The organism is Methylobacterium sp. 092160098-2 (genome assembly GCF_028920805.1).
Taxonomy (GTDB): domain Bacteria; phylum Pseudomonadota; class Alphaproteobacteria; order Rhizobiales; family Beijerinckiaceae; genus Methylobacterium; species Methylobacterium fujisawaense.
In genome coordinates this window covers 937,841-951,519 of sequence record NZ_JAQPZJ010000002.1, presented here as the reverse complement: position 1 = coordinate 951,519, position 13,679 = coordinate 937,841, and the positions used below count along the sequence as shown (strand labels likewise).

The window sequence follows — 13,679 nt, the reverse complement described above, 5'->3', positions numbered from 1 at the left end:
CCGTCCATTCGAGTTACGCCGAGGTTCCCGGACTGACAAGCGATATGGAAGGAACGGACAAGCCGAACGGCCCTGTTAAGCCGATCTTAGAAGGAGTGGCGCACGATGCCCTCGCAAAGGAGCAGATCATGCGGGCCGCCTTTCTCCTGACCCTGACCGTCCTGACGCCGCTGCAGGCCTCGCCGGCAGCGGCGTGGCGCGACGCGCCAGACGAGATCGTCGGACGCGCCAGCGTGGTGGACGGGGACACGATCGAGGTTCGCGGCGTCCGGATCAGGCTGGCGGGGGTCGACGCGCCCGAGTCCGATCAGACCTGCTCGCGCGGGGACGGGACGACCTACCGTTGCGGTCAGGCCTCGGCCCTCTTCCTCGACCGGATGCTGGAAGGGCGGACCGTCTCCTGCCGGGGCAGGGGCGTCTCCTACGATCGGATCGTGGCCGAATGCGACGTCGGCGGGGTCGACGTCTCCTCGGCGATGGTCGCGGCCGGCTGGGCCGTGGACTATCCGCGCTACTCCCGCGGCCGCTATGCCGCGGACCAGGCCGGCGCCCGGGGGCGGCGCGACGGGGTGTGGCAGGGGGACTTCGTCCGCCCGGACGTCTGGCGGCACTCCGGCGGTAGGGGCCGCCCGTGATGGGATCGGCCGACCTCGTGCACGGGATCTGCGGCTTCGGGGTTGACGGCGCCACGCTCGTGCCCAGCCTCGCGGAGGGCATCCCCGAGGCATCCGTCCTGGAGGGCAGGCGGGTCGAACTGCACGTCTTCGGCGGCGCGGCGGAAGCGGCCGCGTTCGCCGCGGGCGTGACGAGGGCGGCGCGCAACGGCCTGCACGCGTCGGCCGGCCTGAGCGGCGCGGAACGGGTCGTGGCGCTCGACGTCTCCGAACCCGACAGGCCGGCGCCGCAGCGGTTCGCGGACTCGGTCGATCTGGTGGATCACGGCGGGCTCCAACTTCAGCGGACGTCGTCCGTCTGGTGGTCGATGCGGAACTCGCTGCCGGAAGGCCTCGCACTCGACATCTCGCCCGACGGCGCCACGGTGGAGCTGGACGTCGGCTCCCGCCGGTTCTCGCTCTCGAACGAGTGGGGCGACGTCACCGCGTCCACGACCTACCGCGCCAGCGACAGGCGCGTCTCGACCGCCCTCATGTGCAACTGGCCCACGAGCGGTCTGGATTTCGACGCCGTCGACAAGGTCCTGCGCGTCAGGATCCCGGCCGACGCGTTCGCAGCCCGGGCGGCCATCCTCCCCGAGGTCGGCCGGCTGGTGGCCGACGAGGAGTCGCGCGACGAGTTCGCGACGGTGATCGAGCGCATCCGTCGGGATCCGGCCCACTGCCGGATCGTCGAACTCATGCTCGAAGGCTGGCGACTGTCGTCCTTCGACGGCTCCGTCGTCCTGGTCCCGCCCGAGGGATCCGAGCGTCGGCTCCGCCCGGTCGCCGGATCCCTCCTCCGGAGGCTGATCGACGCCGACATGATCCGGACGCCCCGGGAGGCGTCGCGTCCGGGTGTCCGACGGAACTTCTCCTACGAGGTGGGCCCCCTCTCGGGCACCGCCGTCCGCACGCAGCCGAAGGCAGCAGAATGATCGACGATCCCCGCGAACACCTGCTCCGCAATCCGCAGTCCGCGACCGGCCTCAGCTTCGTCGAGGGGGAGCCGGTCGCCGGCGTCGGCGACCTTCCCGAGCACCACGTCGAGATCCACGTCTTCCGCGACGCGGATCGCGCGCAGTGCTTCGTCGAGGGGCTCTCGTACGCCAAGGCCAACGGCATCGCCTGGACCTGGGAGCCCGGGCGGGAGATCGGCAACCGGTGTGTCGTGACGGCCCGCCTCTGGGAGGACCGCGCGGCCGCCGAGACCATCCGCGACGCGGTCGCCCTCGTCGAGCATGCCGGCAACGATTGGGACAGCCGGGCCCGGGCCGACAGGGACAAGGAGCGGTCCGCCGCCGATGCCCGCGACCGCGAGGCGTACCGGATCCGCATGAAGCCGCTCCGGGACGCCTACGCGGAGGCGGGGGTGAAGGTCGACCAGGCGGGTCTGGACTGGACGCGCGCCTTCGAAGGTCGGGTCGTCATCCGGCATCTCGACGGCGACCGCTACGAGGTCGAGTGCGGCTCCTCGATCGTGCGCCGGGAGGGCGACGATGCGCTGATCGAGCAATATGCAGCCCATGCGGAAGCGGCCGGGTTCAGGCTCGATGCCCGGGATCTCCACGACTTCGCGCCCGTTCTGGTCGAAGGTGCCGCCGAGGCCGTCGTCACGGCGCGGCGCATGGTCGGGATCGACGACGGCTTTGCCGACATCGCGAAGCGCTACTGGCACGCGCGCTTCATGGAGACCATGCGCGTCACGCCCAACATCAGGAAGTTCCTGACGGGCGCGGCCGAGAGTGGCGTGAGGATCGATTTCGTCCGCCGGAACGTCCAGGCCAGGGCGGGCGGCGTTCTCCTGAAGCGCTCCGACATCGCCCGGCTCGTCCGCGCCGGATGGCTCTCCTCGGACCACGAGCACTTTCCGACGAAGATCGAGGTGACGGAAGCCGGCCTCGCCGCCGCGGGCCTGTCGCAGGCCGCCAAGGCAGCCTGAGGGCCGGGACGGGCCCTTCCGCTCCTTCGTTGACGGACCTCTCCATCCGGGCGATGTCTCGAAGGAATGGAAGAGGTTGCCACATGGCCCGCGCGTCCGTTCCGCTCCGTCTTCGCCACCGCATCGGGGCGGCCCTTCCCGATCAGTGCAGGGCGGCGCTCGGCAGTGCGTGCTGGTTCGCCGGTCTGCACGTTTCGACGCCCTCGCACGCCGGAGGCATGGCGATCGGAATCCTCTGCATCGTCGTCCACGCGTTCTGGATGGTCGGCTCGTGCATCGACGGCGCACGCCTCGTGGCAGGTGCCGCGACCGCCGCGGTCACCGTGGGATTGCTGATGCTGATCGTGAAGGGCGTGATCGGCGACGTCGCGGCGCCTCTCGCCGCCGCCGGCGTCGTCATGCACATGGCGCCCTCGTGGGCGCACCCGGCGACGCTCCACGCCCGCGTCACGCGCTAGGAGCCCGACGTGTCCGAGACGTTCGAAGAGGATGCGGCTCCCTGGCAGGGGGAGGGGCCGGCGTCCTTCCAGGTGCGGATCGACTCCTACGCCGGGCCGATCGAGCTGCTCCACGAGCTCGTCAAGAAGCGCAAGCTCGACATCGCGGCCGTGAGCGTCCTGGAGGTCGTGGACCAGTTCGTCGATTTCGTCGGCGCGGCCAGGGATCTGCAGCTCGACGTGCGGGCGGAATGGCTCGCGTTCGCGGCGGAGCTCGTCTACCTCAAGTCCTGCCATCTCATGCCTCCCGAGAATGCCGACGATCGCCGGAAGGCCGAGGCTTCGCTCGAGGAGAAGGCCCTCATGCTCCGGCGGCAGGACCTCGTCGTCGAGACCGCGAGGTTCCTGTCCGGACGCCGGCGCCTCGGGCGCGACTGGTTCGGGCGCGGAGGCTCGACCGAGTTCGACGGACCGCGGGCCGTCGCCGGCGCTCGGAGCGATCAGCAGTCCCTGTTCGCGGCCTGCGCCGCCGATCTGCGCCGTGCGGCTCCGCCGGCCATCCCGGCGCTCGAACCGTACGATCTGCGCCAGGTGGACGAGGCCAAGGAACGGCTCGAGCGCCTCTTCGACCGGGCCAGGGGATGGCTGAGGTTCGAGGACGTCCTGCCTCCCGCCTTCGCCGAAGGGCGCCGTCGCTCCGAAGCGGCCAGCCACTTCGTGGCGGCCCTGGAACTCGCCAAGATGGGCGTGCTCGACTTCCGTCAGGACGAACTGTTCGGACCGCTCTGGCTTCGCGCCTGCGAGCCCGGTGCCGGCGACGAGGCGGACGCGGCATGACCTGCACTCCCGACCATCTTCGCACGGCCGAGGCGATCATCTTCGTGGCCAAGGCACCCGTCACCGTGCGGACGCTCCGGCTGCAGATGCCGGATGCGGACGTCGACGCCGTGCTCGCCGAGCTGCGGCAGGTCTACGAAGGGCGCGGCTTCGGCGTGGCCGAGACTGGCGGCGGCTGGGTCTTCCGGACCCGACCGGAATGCTCGCGCCTCGCGGTCGAGTTCAAGGAGGCGCCGCTCTCGCCGCAGGCGATCGAGACGTTGGCCGCCATCGCCCTGTGGGGCCCCCTCACGTTCGCCGAGATCGAGCGCATCCGCGAGCGCGACGCCCGCGCGGTCGTGATCACCCTTGCCGACCGCCGGCTAATCCGCGCCGGGCCCAGGAGGGAAGGGCGCGTGACGGCCATGACCTGGGTCGCCGACACCCGGTTCTTCGAGATGTTCGATCTTCCAGGCCTCGCGGCGCTCCCCACCTGGGCGGAGGCGCGCAGGCCGGAGCTGGCGGATCTTTCCATCCGTCCCGAGGCCGAGGAGGAGGTCGAGGCGCCTGCCGACGATCCCGAGGTCCCGCCCCAGGAGGAGGGACATCTCGCGTGACCGCGTTTCCCGTGCGAGGCCCGGATTCGCGTGACCGCAATTCCCGGGATGGATGAGTGGTGATCGAGGCTCCGCGCCGCGGTTCGTACTCGCCGGAGGCCGGGTCGACCGGCATCTCGGGCGACGGGCCCAGTCCCGGGCGCCGGCTTCGATCCCACGGCCGGGACCACTCGCCGTCGGTAGGGGCTCGAAGCCTTGTCGCCGTACGAGGATCCGGCATAGGTCCGAGGCCCTGGCCGCTCCGTTCGCGTGACCGCAATTCCCGCTTCGAGGCCGTGGCCTGGATCGCCACCTTCGCAACGCCGGCGGGACGCGCGGAGGATTCGCGTGACCGCAATTCCCGCCCGCGCCCCCGACGAATATGCTCGGGCTCCCTCTCCGCCGGGGCCGAGCCCTTCACTCGCGTGACCGCAATTCCCGTACGGCTCTCGATGGGCGGCGAACGAAGCCGTCTGCTAAATGATTGACATGACTTAACTATCGACGCGGATACGCAGTTCGCGTGACCGCGATTCCCGTTCGGACGAGTGCTTCTCCGGCCGTCCGGCCGATCCGGTCCAACCGCTGCGCGGGGTCTCGGTCTGCATCTGGCGTGACCGCATTTCCCGGCTCCCGATCCCAACCAGGGCTCGGCACCTTCAACGAGCCGCGCGTGACCGGCTCTCCGAACTAATACCTTGCACCGATTGATCTTCTTGCCGCCAAGCGTGGAAGCGGGCGTTCGCGTGACCGCAATTCCCGGCCTCCTGGCATCCTCGCGTCCTCTCTGCCGCGATTCGGATCGGCGAGTCCACGAACTCCGCCTCGGCGCAGCGGTTCCGGGGTGGATTACCCGATCCACAGGCGAGGTCGGATCCTGTTTCGCGTGACCGCGATTCCCGTCGGATTGCCTGCGGTGGGCACGTCGATCTCGGTTCGCGTGACCGCAATTCCCGAGAGGACCGCAATGGGATCAGCGGTTTGACCTGGACGTCCTCATTTGTAGAGATCTTACGGCCGCCCGCAGCCTGTGGCGGCGTTCGCGTGACCGCGATTCCCGTTCCGGTCGTTGATTCAAAGGTGCTTTTCGGCCGCTCGTCGATGCCGCTCCACACCTCGAGGAACATGGCCTCAGACGATTCGCGTGACCGCGATTCCCGCCTAGGCCACTGCGTTTTCTCAATAATCCGCTACGATCTGGACTGCACCGACTTCGTCGGTAGCCCTTCTGTCTTCTTCCTTCGACTCGAAGGGGTGTTGATAAGTCTGGGGACTGGACGTCGACTCTTGTCGACTAATACATCGATTAAGGAGTCTACGGATCGAGCGCCGTGATTCCAACGGCTTAGCGGCCGTTCGCGTGACCGCCATTCCGGTTGTCGTGACCGGCTCTCCTGTTCGCGTGACCGGCCTTCCCGATGGCGTGACCGCTTTTCCGGCATGTGGATGGGTTGTCCACACGCCCATTCCGCTTCCAGGCGGCGTTAAGGCTCTTCCGAAAGGCCTCGGTGCCACAATTCGCGTGACCGCGTTTCCCGTCGCATTGACCGGAGACGCGCAATCCGCAGGCTCGATCCGGAACGGAGTGCGCCATGGAACTGTCGGAAGCCGAGAAGAAGCGGATCGCCCGCGACGAGCGCACCCGTCGCAACAGGCGGGGGCGCAACAACCCGTCCGCGGTTCCCGCCAAGCTGACCCGGACGTCCGCCTTCGCGCCGCGTCGCGTCGGTCTCATCGATCGTGCCATCGAACGCGTGTTCCATGTTCCCGGACACTCGGTCGTGGTGGTGAAGGGCGGAGAGCTCGGCACGCAGCACAGGGACATGATCTACGCGCTCTTCCGCCTCAAGGAGAAGATCACGTCCTACAAGATGCGCAACCCGGACGCGCCTGCGAACGGGACGACCTTCGGCGTGCCGAGCCACATCGAGATCGTGGAGAGCGTGGTCTCCTGGCGCGACCTGCTGCGGACCATGAGCAAGACCGAGCACGTGAACAATCTGATGACGGCCAAGAACGCGATGGAGGATCTGCGTCAGGTCGTCATGACCATCTACGAGGGGGATCCCGACGAGGTCATGCGGCGCCTCGAGAACGGCCGGCTTCCGCCCGGCCGCGGCCAGATCACCGGCGTGATCGATTCCGTCGAGTGGGACGGGGTCAACCTCGACAGCCGGGTGAAGGTCAGGTGGGGCCGGGGCGTGATGACGGCCATCCGGACGCGCCATCTCGTGTCGTTGAACGCGGAGGTGCAGTTCGCGCTGAGGAGCGACTACGCCAAGACCTTCTGGCCCTTCATCGACTCGAACCCGAGCCACGCCTACGTCGACGAGTCGATCCTCGCCTCGCTGGCGGCCCGCGACCTGTACGGCCCCAACGAGAGCAACGGGACCCGGTCGCAGTTCCGGCGCGACACGAAGAGCGCCTTCGAGGACATGGTCCGGGCGGGGGGGCTGAAGAAGTTCCGCATCGAGCTCCTCGGCCAGGGGCGACTGAAGATGCGGCGCTACTTCTACGAACACGCGCTCCCCCGGGCGGCCGACCGGCCCCAGCTGGAGCTGAAGCTCGATCTCGATCTGCAGCCCGCTTCCGAGGCGTCGGACGGTCAGGCTGCCGCCTAGCCGGCTGCCGCGATCCTCAGGCCGCTTCCGCGTTCGCCGAAGAGGCGAGCAGGCGCGACGCCTCCCTGGCGGTGGCCATCAGGGCTTCGAGCGCCGCCTCCGGGTCCGCGCCGCGTTCGAGGACGATCTTCAGGTGGTCGCACTGGACCACAGTCCGGACGAGGCCCAGGTTGGCCGCCGAACCCCGTAGATTGTGCACGGCTCTCGTCCGCTCGCCCTCCGGGCCGCGGACGCCGTCCGGCAGAACGTCGGCCTCGGCTTCGAATTCCGTCGCGAGGCGCCGGACGAGCTGCGGCCCGAGCTGGGATACCAGCTCCGCGACCCTGCGATCGTCCAGGACCGGTGCCTGGGAGAGCCGTTGCGGCGGGGAGGCTGTCGCATCGTCGCCGGCGAGCGCCGCCTCGAGGCGAGCGAGGTCGAACGGCTTCGACAGGAAGCCGCTCATGCCCACCTCCCTGCAACGCTCCCTCGCTTCCAGCGAGGCGTCCGCAGTCGTCGCGATGATCGGTACGGTCCCCGCCTCGCCCGGCAGTTCCCGGATGGCGAGGGTCGTCTCGAACCCGTCCATCATCGGCATGTTGAGATCCATGAGGACGAGGTCGAAGCGGCCGTCCCTGATGCGGTCCAGCGCCTCCGAACCGCTGGCCGCCAGCACCACGTCGTGCCCGAGCTTCGTCAGCAGGGCGTACGCGACCTCCTGGTTGATCCCGTTGTCCTCGACCACCAGGATCCGCCGCTCGGGCTCGAGCGCCGTCGTGGAAGCCGACACCTCGGTTCCCGACGCCGCCGGTTCGAGGTGCGGGATCTCGAAGAAGAACGTGCTGCCGTGTCCGACCTCGGACTCGAATCCCAGCTCGCCCCCGAAGGCTTCGACGATCCGACGGCAGATCGCGAGGCCGAGCCCCGTTCCCCCGAACCGCCGGGACACGGACGGATCGGTCTGCTCGAACTGGCGGAACAGCCTGTTCCTGGCCTCTTCGGGGATGCCGATGCCGGTGTCGGAGATCCTGTAGCGGAGGAACTGCGCCCCGCCGCGTTCGACCAGACTGGCCTCGATCTCGATCCAGCCCTCGTCCGTGAACTTGATCGCGTTGCCGACCAGATTCCACAGCACCTGCCGCAGCCGGTTGGGGTCGCCCTTCGACCAGCGCGGGAAGCCGGCCTGCTCGGAGTAGGTGATCGCGAGATCCTTCTCGGCGGCCTTGTTCTCCAGGATGTCGGCGACGGAACGCGCCACCTCGCTCGTCTCGAAGGCGATGCATTCGAGCTCGACGCGCCCCGCCTCCAGCTTCGAGAAGTCGAGGATGTCCTCGACGATCGACAGTAGGGCGTCGCCGCAGCGGCGGATCGTTCCGACGTAGTGCCGCTGGCGGTCGTCGAGGTCGCTGTCCGAGAGCAGGTTGGCCATCCCGATGACGCCGTTCAGCGGCGTCCGGATCTCGTGGCTCATGGTCGCCACGAATTCGCTCTTCGCCCTGTTCCCGGACTCGGCGGCCTCCTTGGCGGCCTCGAGCGCTCGGGCGGTCTGCTCGCGCTCCGTCACGTCGGTGTAGGTGCGCGTCGTGCCGCCGTCGGCCGAATGATACGTGCGGATCTCGAGGATCGAGCCGTTGCCCACGGCGCGCTTGTAGATCGGAGCCGCGTCCTTCAGGCCGCCCCCCGAGTACTCGGCATCCAGAACCGCCTGCACTGGCGTGCCGGGCGGGAAGTCCGCGAAGTGTCCCTGGGCGATCTGCCACGCGACCAGGTCGTGGACATGCCAGTTCTCCACCGCCGCCTCCTGGGGGAAGGACAGGAGGTCGTAGCCCTGCCGGTTGATCACCTTCAGCCGGTCGTCGGGCCCGAACAGAGCGATGCCCTCAGCCACCGAATTGAGCGTCGTCGTCAGGGTGCCCGACTTCTCGCGCAGGCGGCTCTCGCTGTCGGCGAGCTTCGAGGCTACGCGCTCCATACGCTTCTCGCGGATGAAGAAGTTGCCGGCGAAGGCGGCGATCACGAGCGTGAACAGGCTCGACCAGATCCAGTAGTTGCGGCGGCTGGCCTTGTACTCGGCCGTGACCTCGTGGGTCGCCAGCCCGACGTGTGCCGTCATGGGCGTGTCGCCGACGCCGTGTTCGCACATGATGCGGTCGACGCCGTCGAGATTGCTCTTGCCGAGCCGGCAGTTGTCGGCTCCCGCCTTGGCTTGGCTCGTCGACGTCCATTCCTCGCGGACGTGCCCCAGGGCGGCGGGCTTTCTCGCGGTGAGATTGCCGTCGGAGGAGATCGACATCACCCCGCTCGGTCCGACGTCGATTCCGCTGCCCGAGCCCAGCAGCGAGTCCGCGTCGACGACGGCGCCGACGATCCCGGAGAAGGATCCGGATCCGTCCTTCAGACCCACCGCCATGCTGACCGCCGGCCTGCCGGTCGGGATGTCGATGCCGCGACGGCCGACGACGATCGGCGCCCCGGACCCGTTCCTGAGCGTCCCGAGGAGACGCTGCTCTCCCAAGGTCGGCGCCCGCGCGCCGTCCACGCCGCTGGACCGGATGGCCCGGCCGTCGGCATCCAGAATGAAGATCTCGCCGATCGCCTGCAGGCGGCGGGCGTTCTCCGCCTTCCACCGACGGATGTCGAAGGCGGGATCGTCCTCGTATCGGGAGGCGACTTCGGCGAGGACGTGCTCGACCAGTTCCATGCGCATCGCCACCTGGGATGCGAGGGCGAGCGATAGGTTGTCGGCCGCCTTCTGCGCGGTTTCGATGCTCCGGGAGTAGTCCCGGGTGGTCACGTAGCCCACCCACGTCCAGATGAAGCCGATGAGCAGCAGCGTGAAGACCGCGAACAGCTCCCGTGTCGGGACCCGCCTGGAGCGGATGTTCTCGAATTCCGCCCGGGCCGTGCCGGATTGCGCTTGAGGTCTGCCGCCGTCCGAAGACGTGCGGAGTCCGTCCTGTTCCCCGGACCGGGGGTTCGACCACGGCATGGTCAGGCCACCTTGTCGCGGGGCAGGCCGGGGCAGAGCGTCCGCAGCTTCGCCAGCGAACCCTGCATCGCATCCGCGAGAGGAGCCATGTCGAGGGCCGCCCCTTCGGCCGCGTCCGCCTCCATCTTCTCCAGCATCGCGACCACGCCGGTCAGGCCGAGCGCCTTCGCCGATCCCTTGAGGTTGTGGAGCTCGCGGGCGGCGCCCTCCGGAGCGATGCCCGCAGCGAAGCGGGCGCAGCACGAGCGGGCCTCGATCTCGCACTCGTCCGCGAGACGCAGGGTGGTCTCGACGCCGATGCTCCGGATCAGGGCGTCGATGCGCGCCTCGTCGACGTTCGGCGTCTCGACGGCGTCCCGACGACGCCACGCGACGGAGGAGACGGTCCGCAGCAGGCCGTCGGCATTGAAGGGCTTGATCAGGAAGGCGTCCATCCCGGCGTCGAAGCACAGCGTGCGGCAGGTCTCGGACGCGTCGGCCGTGATGGCCACGATCGGGACCCGGCCGGGCCGCCCGACGAGCTTGCGGACGGCCCTGGCGACCTCCGGACCGTCCATGACCGGGAGTTGCACGTCCATCAGGACGACGTCCGGGTGCGAGGTCCGGGCCATCTCGAGGGCCGCCCTGCCGTCCTGCGCGACCATCACGGAGTGGCCGGCGGACTTGAGGAAGGCGATCGCCACGTCGAGATTGATCTTGTTGTCCTCCGCCAGAAGGACCCGGAGGGGGACGATCCCGGGGTCGCCGGACCGCTCCGCGGGGTCGGCCTCCTCGTTCGTGGCCGAGCAGGGGATCTCGAACCAGAACAGGTTGCCGCCACCCTCGGAGGAATAGCCTATCGTGCCTCCCAGACCTTCGACGATCCGCTTCGAGATCGCGAGCCCCAGACCGGTTCCGCCCTGGCCGGCCAGGAGTCCGTTGTCCAGCTGGGAGAACTCGCGGAAGAGCAGCGGCACCTTCCCGGCCGGGATCGGCCGCCCCGTATCCCGGATCCCGTAGCGGAGCCTGGGGCCTCCGGCGGTGTCGACCGTCGCGAGATCGACGAGGACCTCGCCGCCCGATCCCGTGAACTTCACGGCGTTCCCCAGGAGATTGAGCAGGACCTGCCGGACCCGGGATCCGTCGGTGAGCACGCGCGCGGGAACGTCGCTTCCGATCCGATGGTCGATCGAGAGCATGTTCCGCATGGCCGTCCCGGCGACGATGTCGACGACGCTGCGGAGCCCGGCCGACACGTCGAACGGACGGATGACGAAATCGGTCCGGCCGGCCTCGAGCTTGGAGAAGTCGAGGACGTCCGAAACGATCGAGAGCAGGGCGTCGCCGCACTCGCGGATCGTGGCGAGGCACTCGCGCTGACGGTCGTCCAGGCTTGTGCCGGACAGGACCTCGGACATGCCGATGACGCCGTTCAGGGGCGTCCGGATCTCGTGGCTCATGGTCGCCACGAAGGTGGTCTTCGCACGGTTGCCCGCCTCGGCGGCCTCCTTCGCCGCTTCGAGAGCCGCCTCCGCCGCCCGCTGCCGCGTGACGTCCCGGGCGGTCATGACGATGCCGCCGCCGACCAGCGGCCTCAGGACCTCCTCGATGTGCCGGCCGTCGGGAAGGCGGCATTGGCGGACGATCTGCGTGGCCGGCGCCGGCCAGTCCCGGAGCAGGCCGCCGCGGAGATCGAGGTCGGCACCGTCGATCGTGCAGCCGCTGTCGACACGGTACTGGCAGGCGTCCGCGATCGGTGCGCCGTGGGCGAGCAGTTCCGGAGGGACGCCCATCAGGGCGGGAAGCCGCCGGTTACGGACCGCGACCTTGCCGGCCGGATCGATGGTGAGGATGCCCTGGTCGATGTTGTCGAGCGTGATCTCCAGGGCGGTCGACTTCTCCTTCAGGACGGCCTCGCTCTCCCGGAGGGCCTCCGCGTTGTGGTGGGCTGCCGTCACGTCGGAGGTGATCATCACCCAGCCGTCCTCGCCGAGCGAGTTCGTCCGGATCTCCAGCACGAGGTCGGCGGCCAGTTCGTGACGGCGGACTCCCACCGTGATGTCCGGACCTCCGACGAAGCGCTCGAGGATCGCGTCGACCCGGGACCGGGAGGTGTCGCCGCCGGAATCCTCCAGCGTCATCGCGACGAAATCGCCGATCTTGAGGCCTACGATCGCCTCGGGCGGCAGCCTCGCGAGCGCGGCGGCGCGCTTGTTGACGAGGCGCAGGCGCTGATCCCTGTCGAAGACGAGGATCCCCTCGCCGGTGCTCTCCAGGACCGTCTCCAGGAAGAGCGTCTTCTCTTCGAGCGCCGCCTCGGCCCTCAGGCTCTCGGTCACGTCGCTGTAGACGCGCACGATCCGGCCCTTGGGCGCGGCGATCGTCTTCACCTGCAGGCAGGTGCCGTTCGCGAGACGCATGATGCAGACGGACTGGCCGCGGATGTCGCGGCCGCATCGCCTGATGAGCGTCTCGTAGAGTTCGTCGGGGGACAAGGAGCTCTCGAACTCGCCGTCGGCGATCTGTCTGCGGAGGCTGTCCTCGAACGTGTGTCCGACCGCGTCCTCGGGACTGGGGAAGCCCAGCCAGCCCGCCGCGAGCTTGTTGGCATGCACCAGCTTCCCGTCGACGTCGTAGAGGGCGACGCCCTGTCCGACGCCCTCCAGGGTCGCGGTCAGCATCTCCGACTTCGCTTCGAGTTCGATGTTGCCGTGCTCGATCGCCGCCGCCGCGAGCAGCTTGTTGCGATCCTCGCGGATCAGCAGGAAGGCCGCGGCCATGATGGCGGCGCTCAGCAGGCTGGCGGCGATCCCGTAGTTCCGCCGGGTGATCTCGGACTGCGCCAGGATGTCCGCCGTACCGACCCCGACGCCGACGACGAGCGGTGCGCCCGCGACGTCGCTGAAGCAGGTATGCCGGACGTTCGCGTCGATGCGGCTCTTGCGGGTGTAGCACGGCCCCGGCTCGCCGTTGACCGACTTCGATCCGGCGACCTCTCCGATCCCGTCCGACGGGGAGCGGGCCAGGATGCGGTCCCCCGCTCCGGTGACCATCGCGGCGCCGTTCGGACCGAGGTCGACCTGCCGGAAGACCTTCGTCAGCGCGTCGGGCGCGACGGAGGCGATCACGACGCCCGCGAACTCGCCGTCGGGCTTCCGGATCGGCCGCGTGACCTTGACGATGGTGCGGTTCGAGATGACCCCGTACTCGGGATCGCTGACGACCAGCGTGTCGCCCGTGGATGCCTTCTGCTCCCGGAAGTCGGGGCGGTCGCTGATGTCGATGTCGAACGGTCCCGGCGTCAGCGTGGAGGCGAGCATCCGGCCAGAGGCATCGGCCACCGAGATCTGGACGACGTCGCCCGAGGCCGGATTGAAGTCGCTGTTCCGGGCCCAGGCGTACAGATCGAACCCCGGCTCGTCGAGGGAACGCCTGACCCGTTTGATGAACTGGTCGGTGGTGCGCAGGGACCGCGAGATCGTGTCCGCGTAGAGCCGGCTCAGGTTCGAGGCTTGGCTGAACGCGTTCTCGGTGTCGTTGGCGATCTCCCGTTCGGAGACCCAGTAGGCGCCCGCCCAGATCAGGAAGATCATCGACGCCGCGAACATGACGATGCCGCGGCCGTAGGAGAGCAGGGCGTAGGGACGTCGCGACATCGGCCGACGGT

Annotated in this window: 9 protein-coding genes; 7 read left to right on the top strand and 2 right to left on the bottom strand. The window is 69.0% G+C overall.

Annotated features, from left to right (window positions below):
- The first annotated feature begins 128 nt into the window (after positions 1–128).
- The 7 genes from PQI07_RS30095 to PQI07_RS30065 all read left to right on the top strand — a co-directional run bounded on the left by PQI07_RS30095 (position 129) and on the right by PQI07_RS30065 (position 7,065).
- Positions 129–635 (top strand): thermonuclease family protein, encoded by a 507-nt coding sequence (locus PQI07_RS30095; protein ID WP_274928570.1) that lies wholly within the window; start codon positions 129–131, stop codon positions 633–635.
- Positions 632–1,591: a hypothetical protein gene (locus PQI07_RS30090; RefSeq protein ID WP_274928569.1), complete on the top strand. Its 960-nt coding sequence runs from the start codon at positions 632–634 to the stop codon at positions 1,589–1,591. Before PQI07_RS30095 ends, PQI07_RS30090 begins: the two co-directional genes overlap by 4 nt.
- Positions 1,588–2,595, top strand: a complete 1,008-nt coding sequence (locus PQI07_RS30085) for a hypothetical protein (protein ID WP_274928568.1) — start codon at positions 1,588–1,590, stop codon at positions 2,593–2,595. The genes PQI07_RS30090 and PQI07_RS30085 overlap by 4 nt, the downstream gene beginning before the upstream one ends.
- Positions 2,596–2,813: 218 nt before the next feature.
- Entirely contained in the window at positions 2,814–3,053 is a 240-nt protein-coding gene (locus PQI07_RS30080; RefSeq protein WP_274928567.1) for a hypothetical protein, read from the top strand.
- Between the two features lie 9 nt (positions 3,054–3,062).
- The gene (locus PQI07_RS30075; protein ID WP_274928566.1) at positions 3,063–3,869 is read left to right on the top strand and encodes a segregation and condensation protein A; all 807 of its coding nucleotides are present in this window, start codon (positions 3,063–3,065) and stop codon (positions 3,867–3,869) included.
- The gene (scpB, locus tag PQI07_RS30070; protein WP_274928565.1) at positions 3,866–4,465 is read left to right on the top strand and encodes an SMC-Scp complex subunit ScpB; all 600 of its coding nucleotides are present in this window, start codon (positions 3,866–3,868) and stop codon (positions 4,463–4,465) included. Before PQI07_RS30075 ends, scpB begins: the two co-directional genes overlap by 4 nt.
- Positions 4,466–6,036: 1,571 nt before the next feature.
- Positions 6,037–7,065: a hypothetical protein gene (locus PQI07_RS30065; RefSeq protein WP_274928564.1), complete on the top strand. Its 1,029-nt coding sequence runs from the start codon at positions 6,037–6,039 to the stop codon at positions 7,063–7,065.
- Between the two features lie 16 nt (positions 7,066–7,081).
- On the opposite strand, the gene PQI07_RS30060 is transcribed toward PQI07_RS30065, so the two are convergent.
- Positions 7,082–10,033 (bottom strand): ATP-binding protein, encoded by a 2,952-nt coding sequence (locus PQI07_RS30060; RefSeq protein ID WP_274928563.1) that lies wholly within the window; start codon positions 10,031–10,033, stop codon positions 7,082–7,084.
- 2 nt (positions 10,034–10,035) lie between these two features.
- Positions 10,036–13,668 (bottom strand): PAS-domain containing protein, encoded by a 3,633-nt coding sequence (locus PQI07_RS30055; RefSeq protein WP_274928562.1) that lies wholly within the window; start codon positions 13,666–13,668, stop codon positions 10,036–10,038.
- Between the last annotated feature and the right edge of the window lie 11 nt (positions 13,669–13,679).

What these genes read in the sequence shown, in the direction of transcription:
- PQI07_RS30095 (WP_274928570.1), top strand. Translation starts at nt 129, where the DNA reads ATGCGGGCCGCCTTTCTCCTGACCCTGACCGTCCTGACGCCGCTGCAG.
- PQI07_RS30085 (WP_274928568.1), top strand. Translation starts at nt 1,588, where the DNA reads ATGATCGACGATCCCCGCGAACACCTGCTCCGCAATCCGCAGTCCGCG.
- PQI07_RS30080 (WP_274928567.1), top strand. Translation starts at nt 2,814, where the DNA reads ATGGCGATCGGAATCCTCTGCATCGTCGTCCACGCGTTCTGGATGGTC.
- scpB (WP_274928565.1), top strand. Translation starts at nt 3,866, where the DNA reads ATGACCTGCACTCCCGACCATCTTCGCACGGCCGAGGCGATCATCTTC.
- PQI07_RS30065 (WP_274928564.1), top strand. Translation starts at nt 6,037, where the DNA reads ATGGAACTGTCGGAAGCCGAGAAGAAGCGGATCGCCCGCGACGAGCGC.
- PQI07_RS30060 (WP_274928563.1), bottom strand. Translation starts at nt 10,033, where the DNA reads ATGCCGTGGTCGAACCCCCGGTCCGGGGAACAGGACGGACTCCGCACG.
- PQI07_RS30055 (WP_274928562.1), bottom strand. Translation starts at nt 13,668, where the DNA reads ATGTCGCGACGTCCCTACGCCCTGCTCTCCTACGGCCGCGGCATCGTC.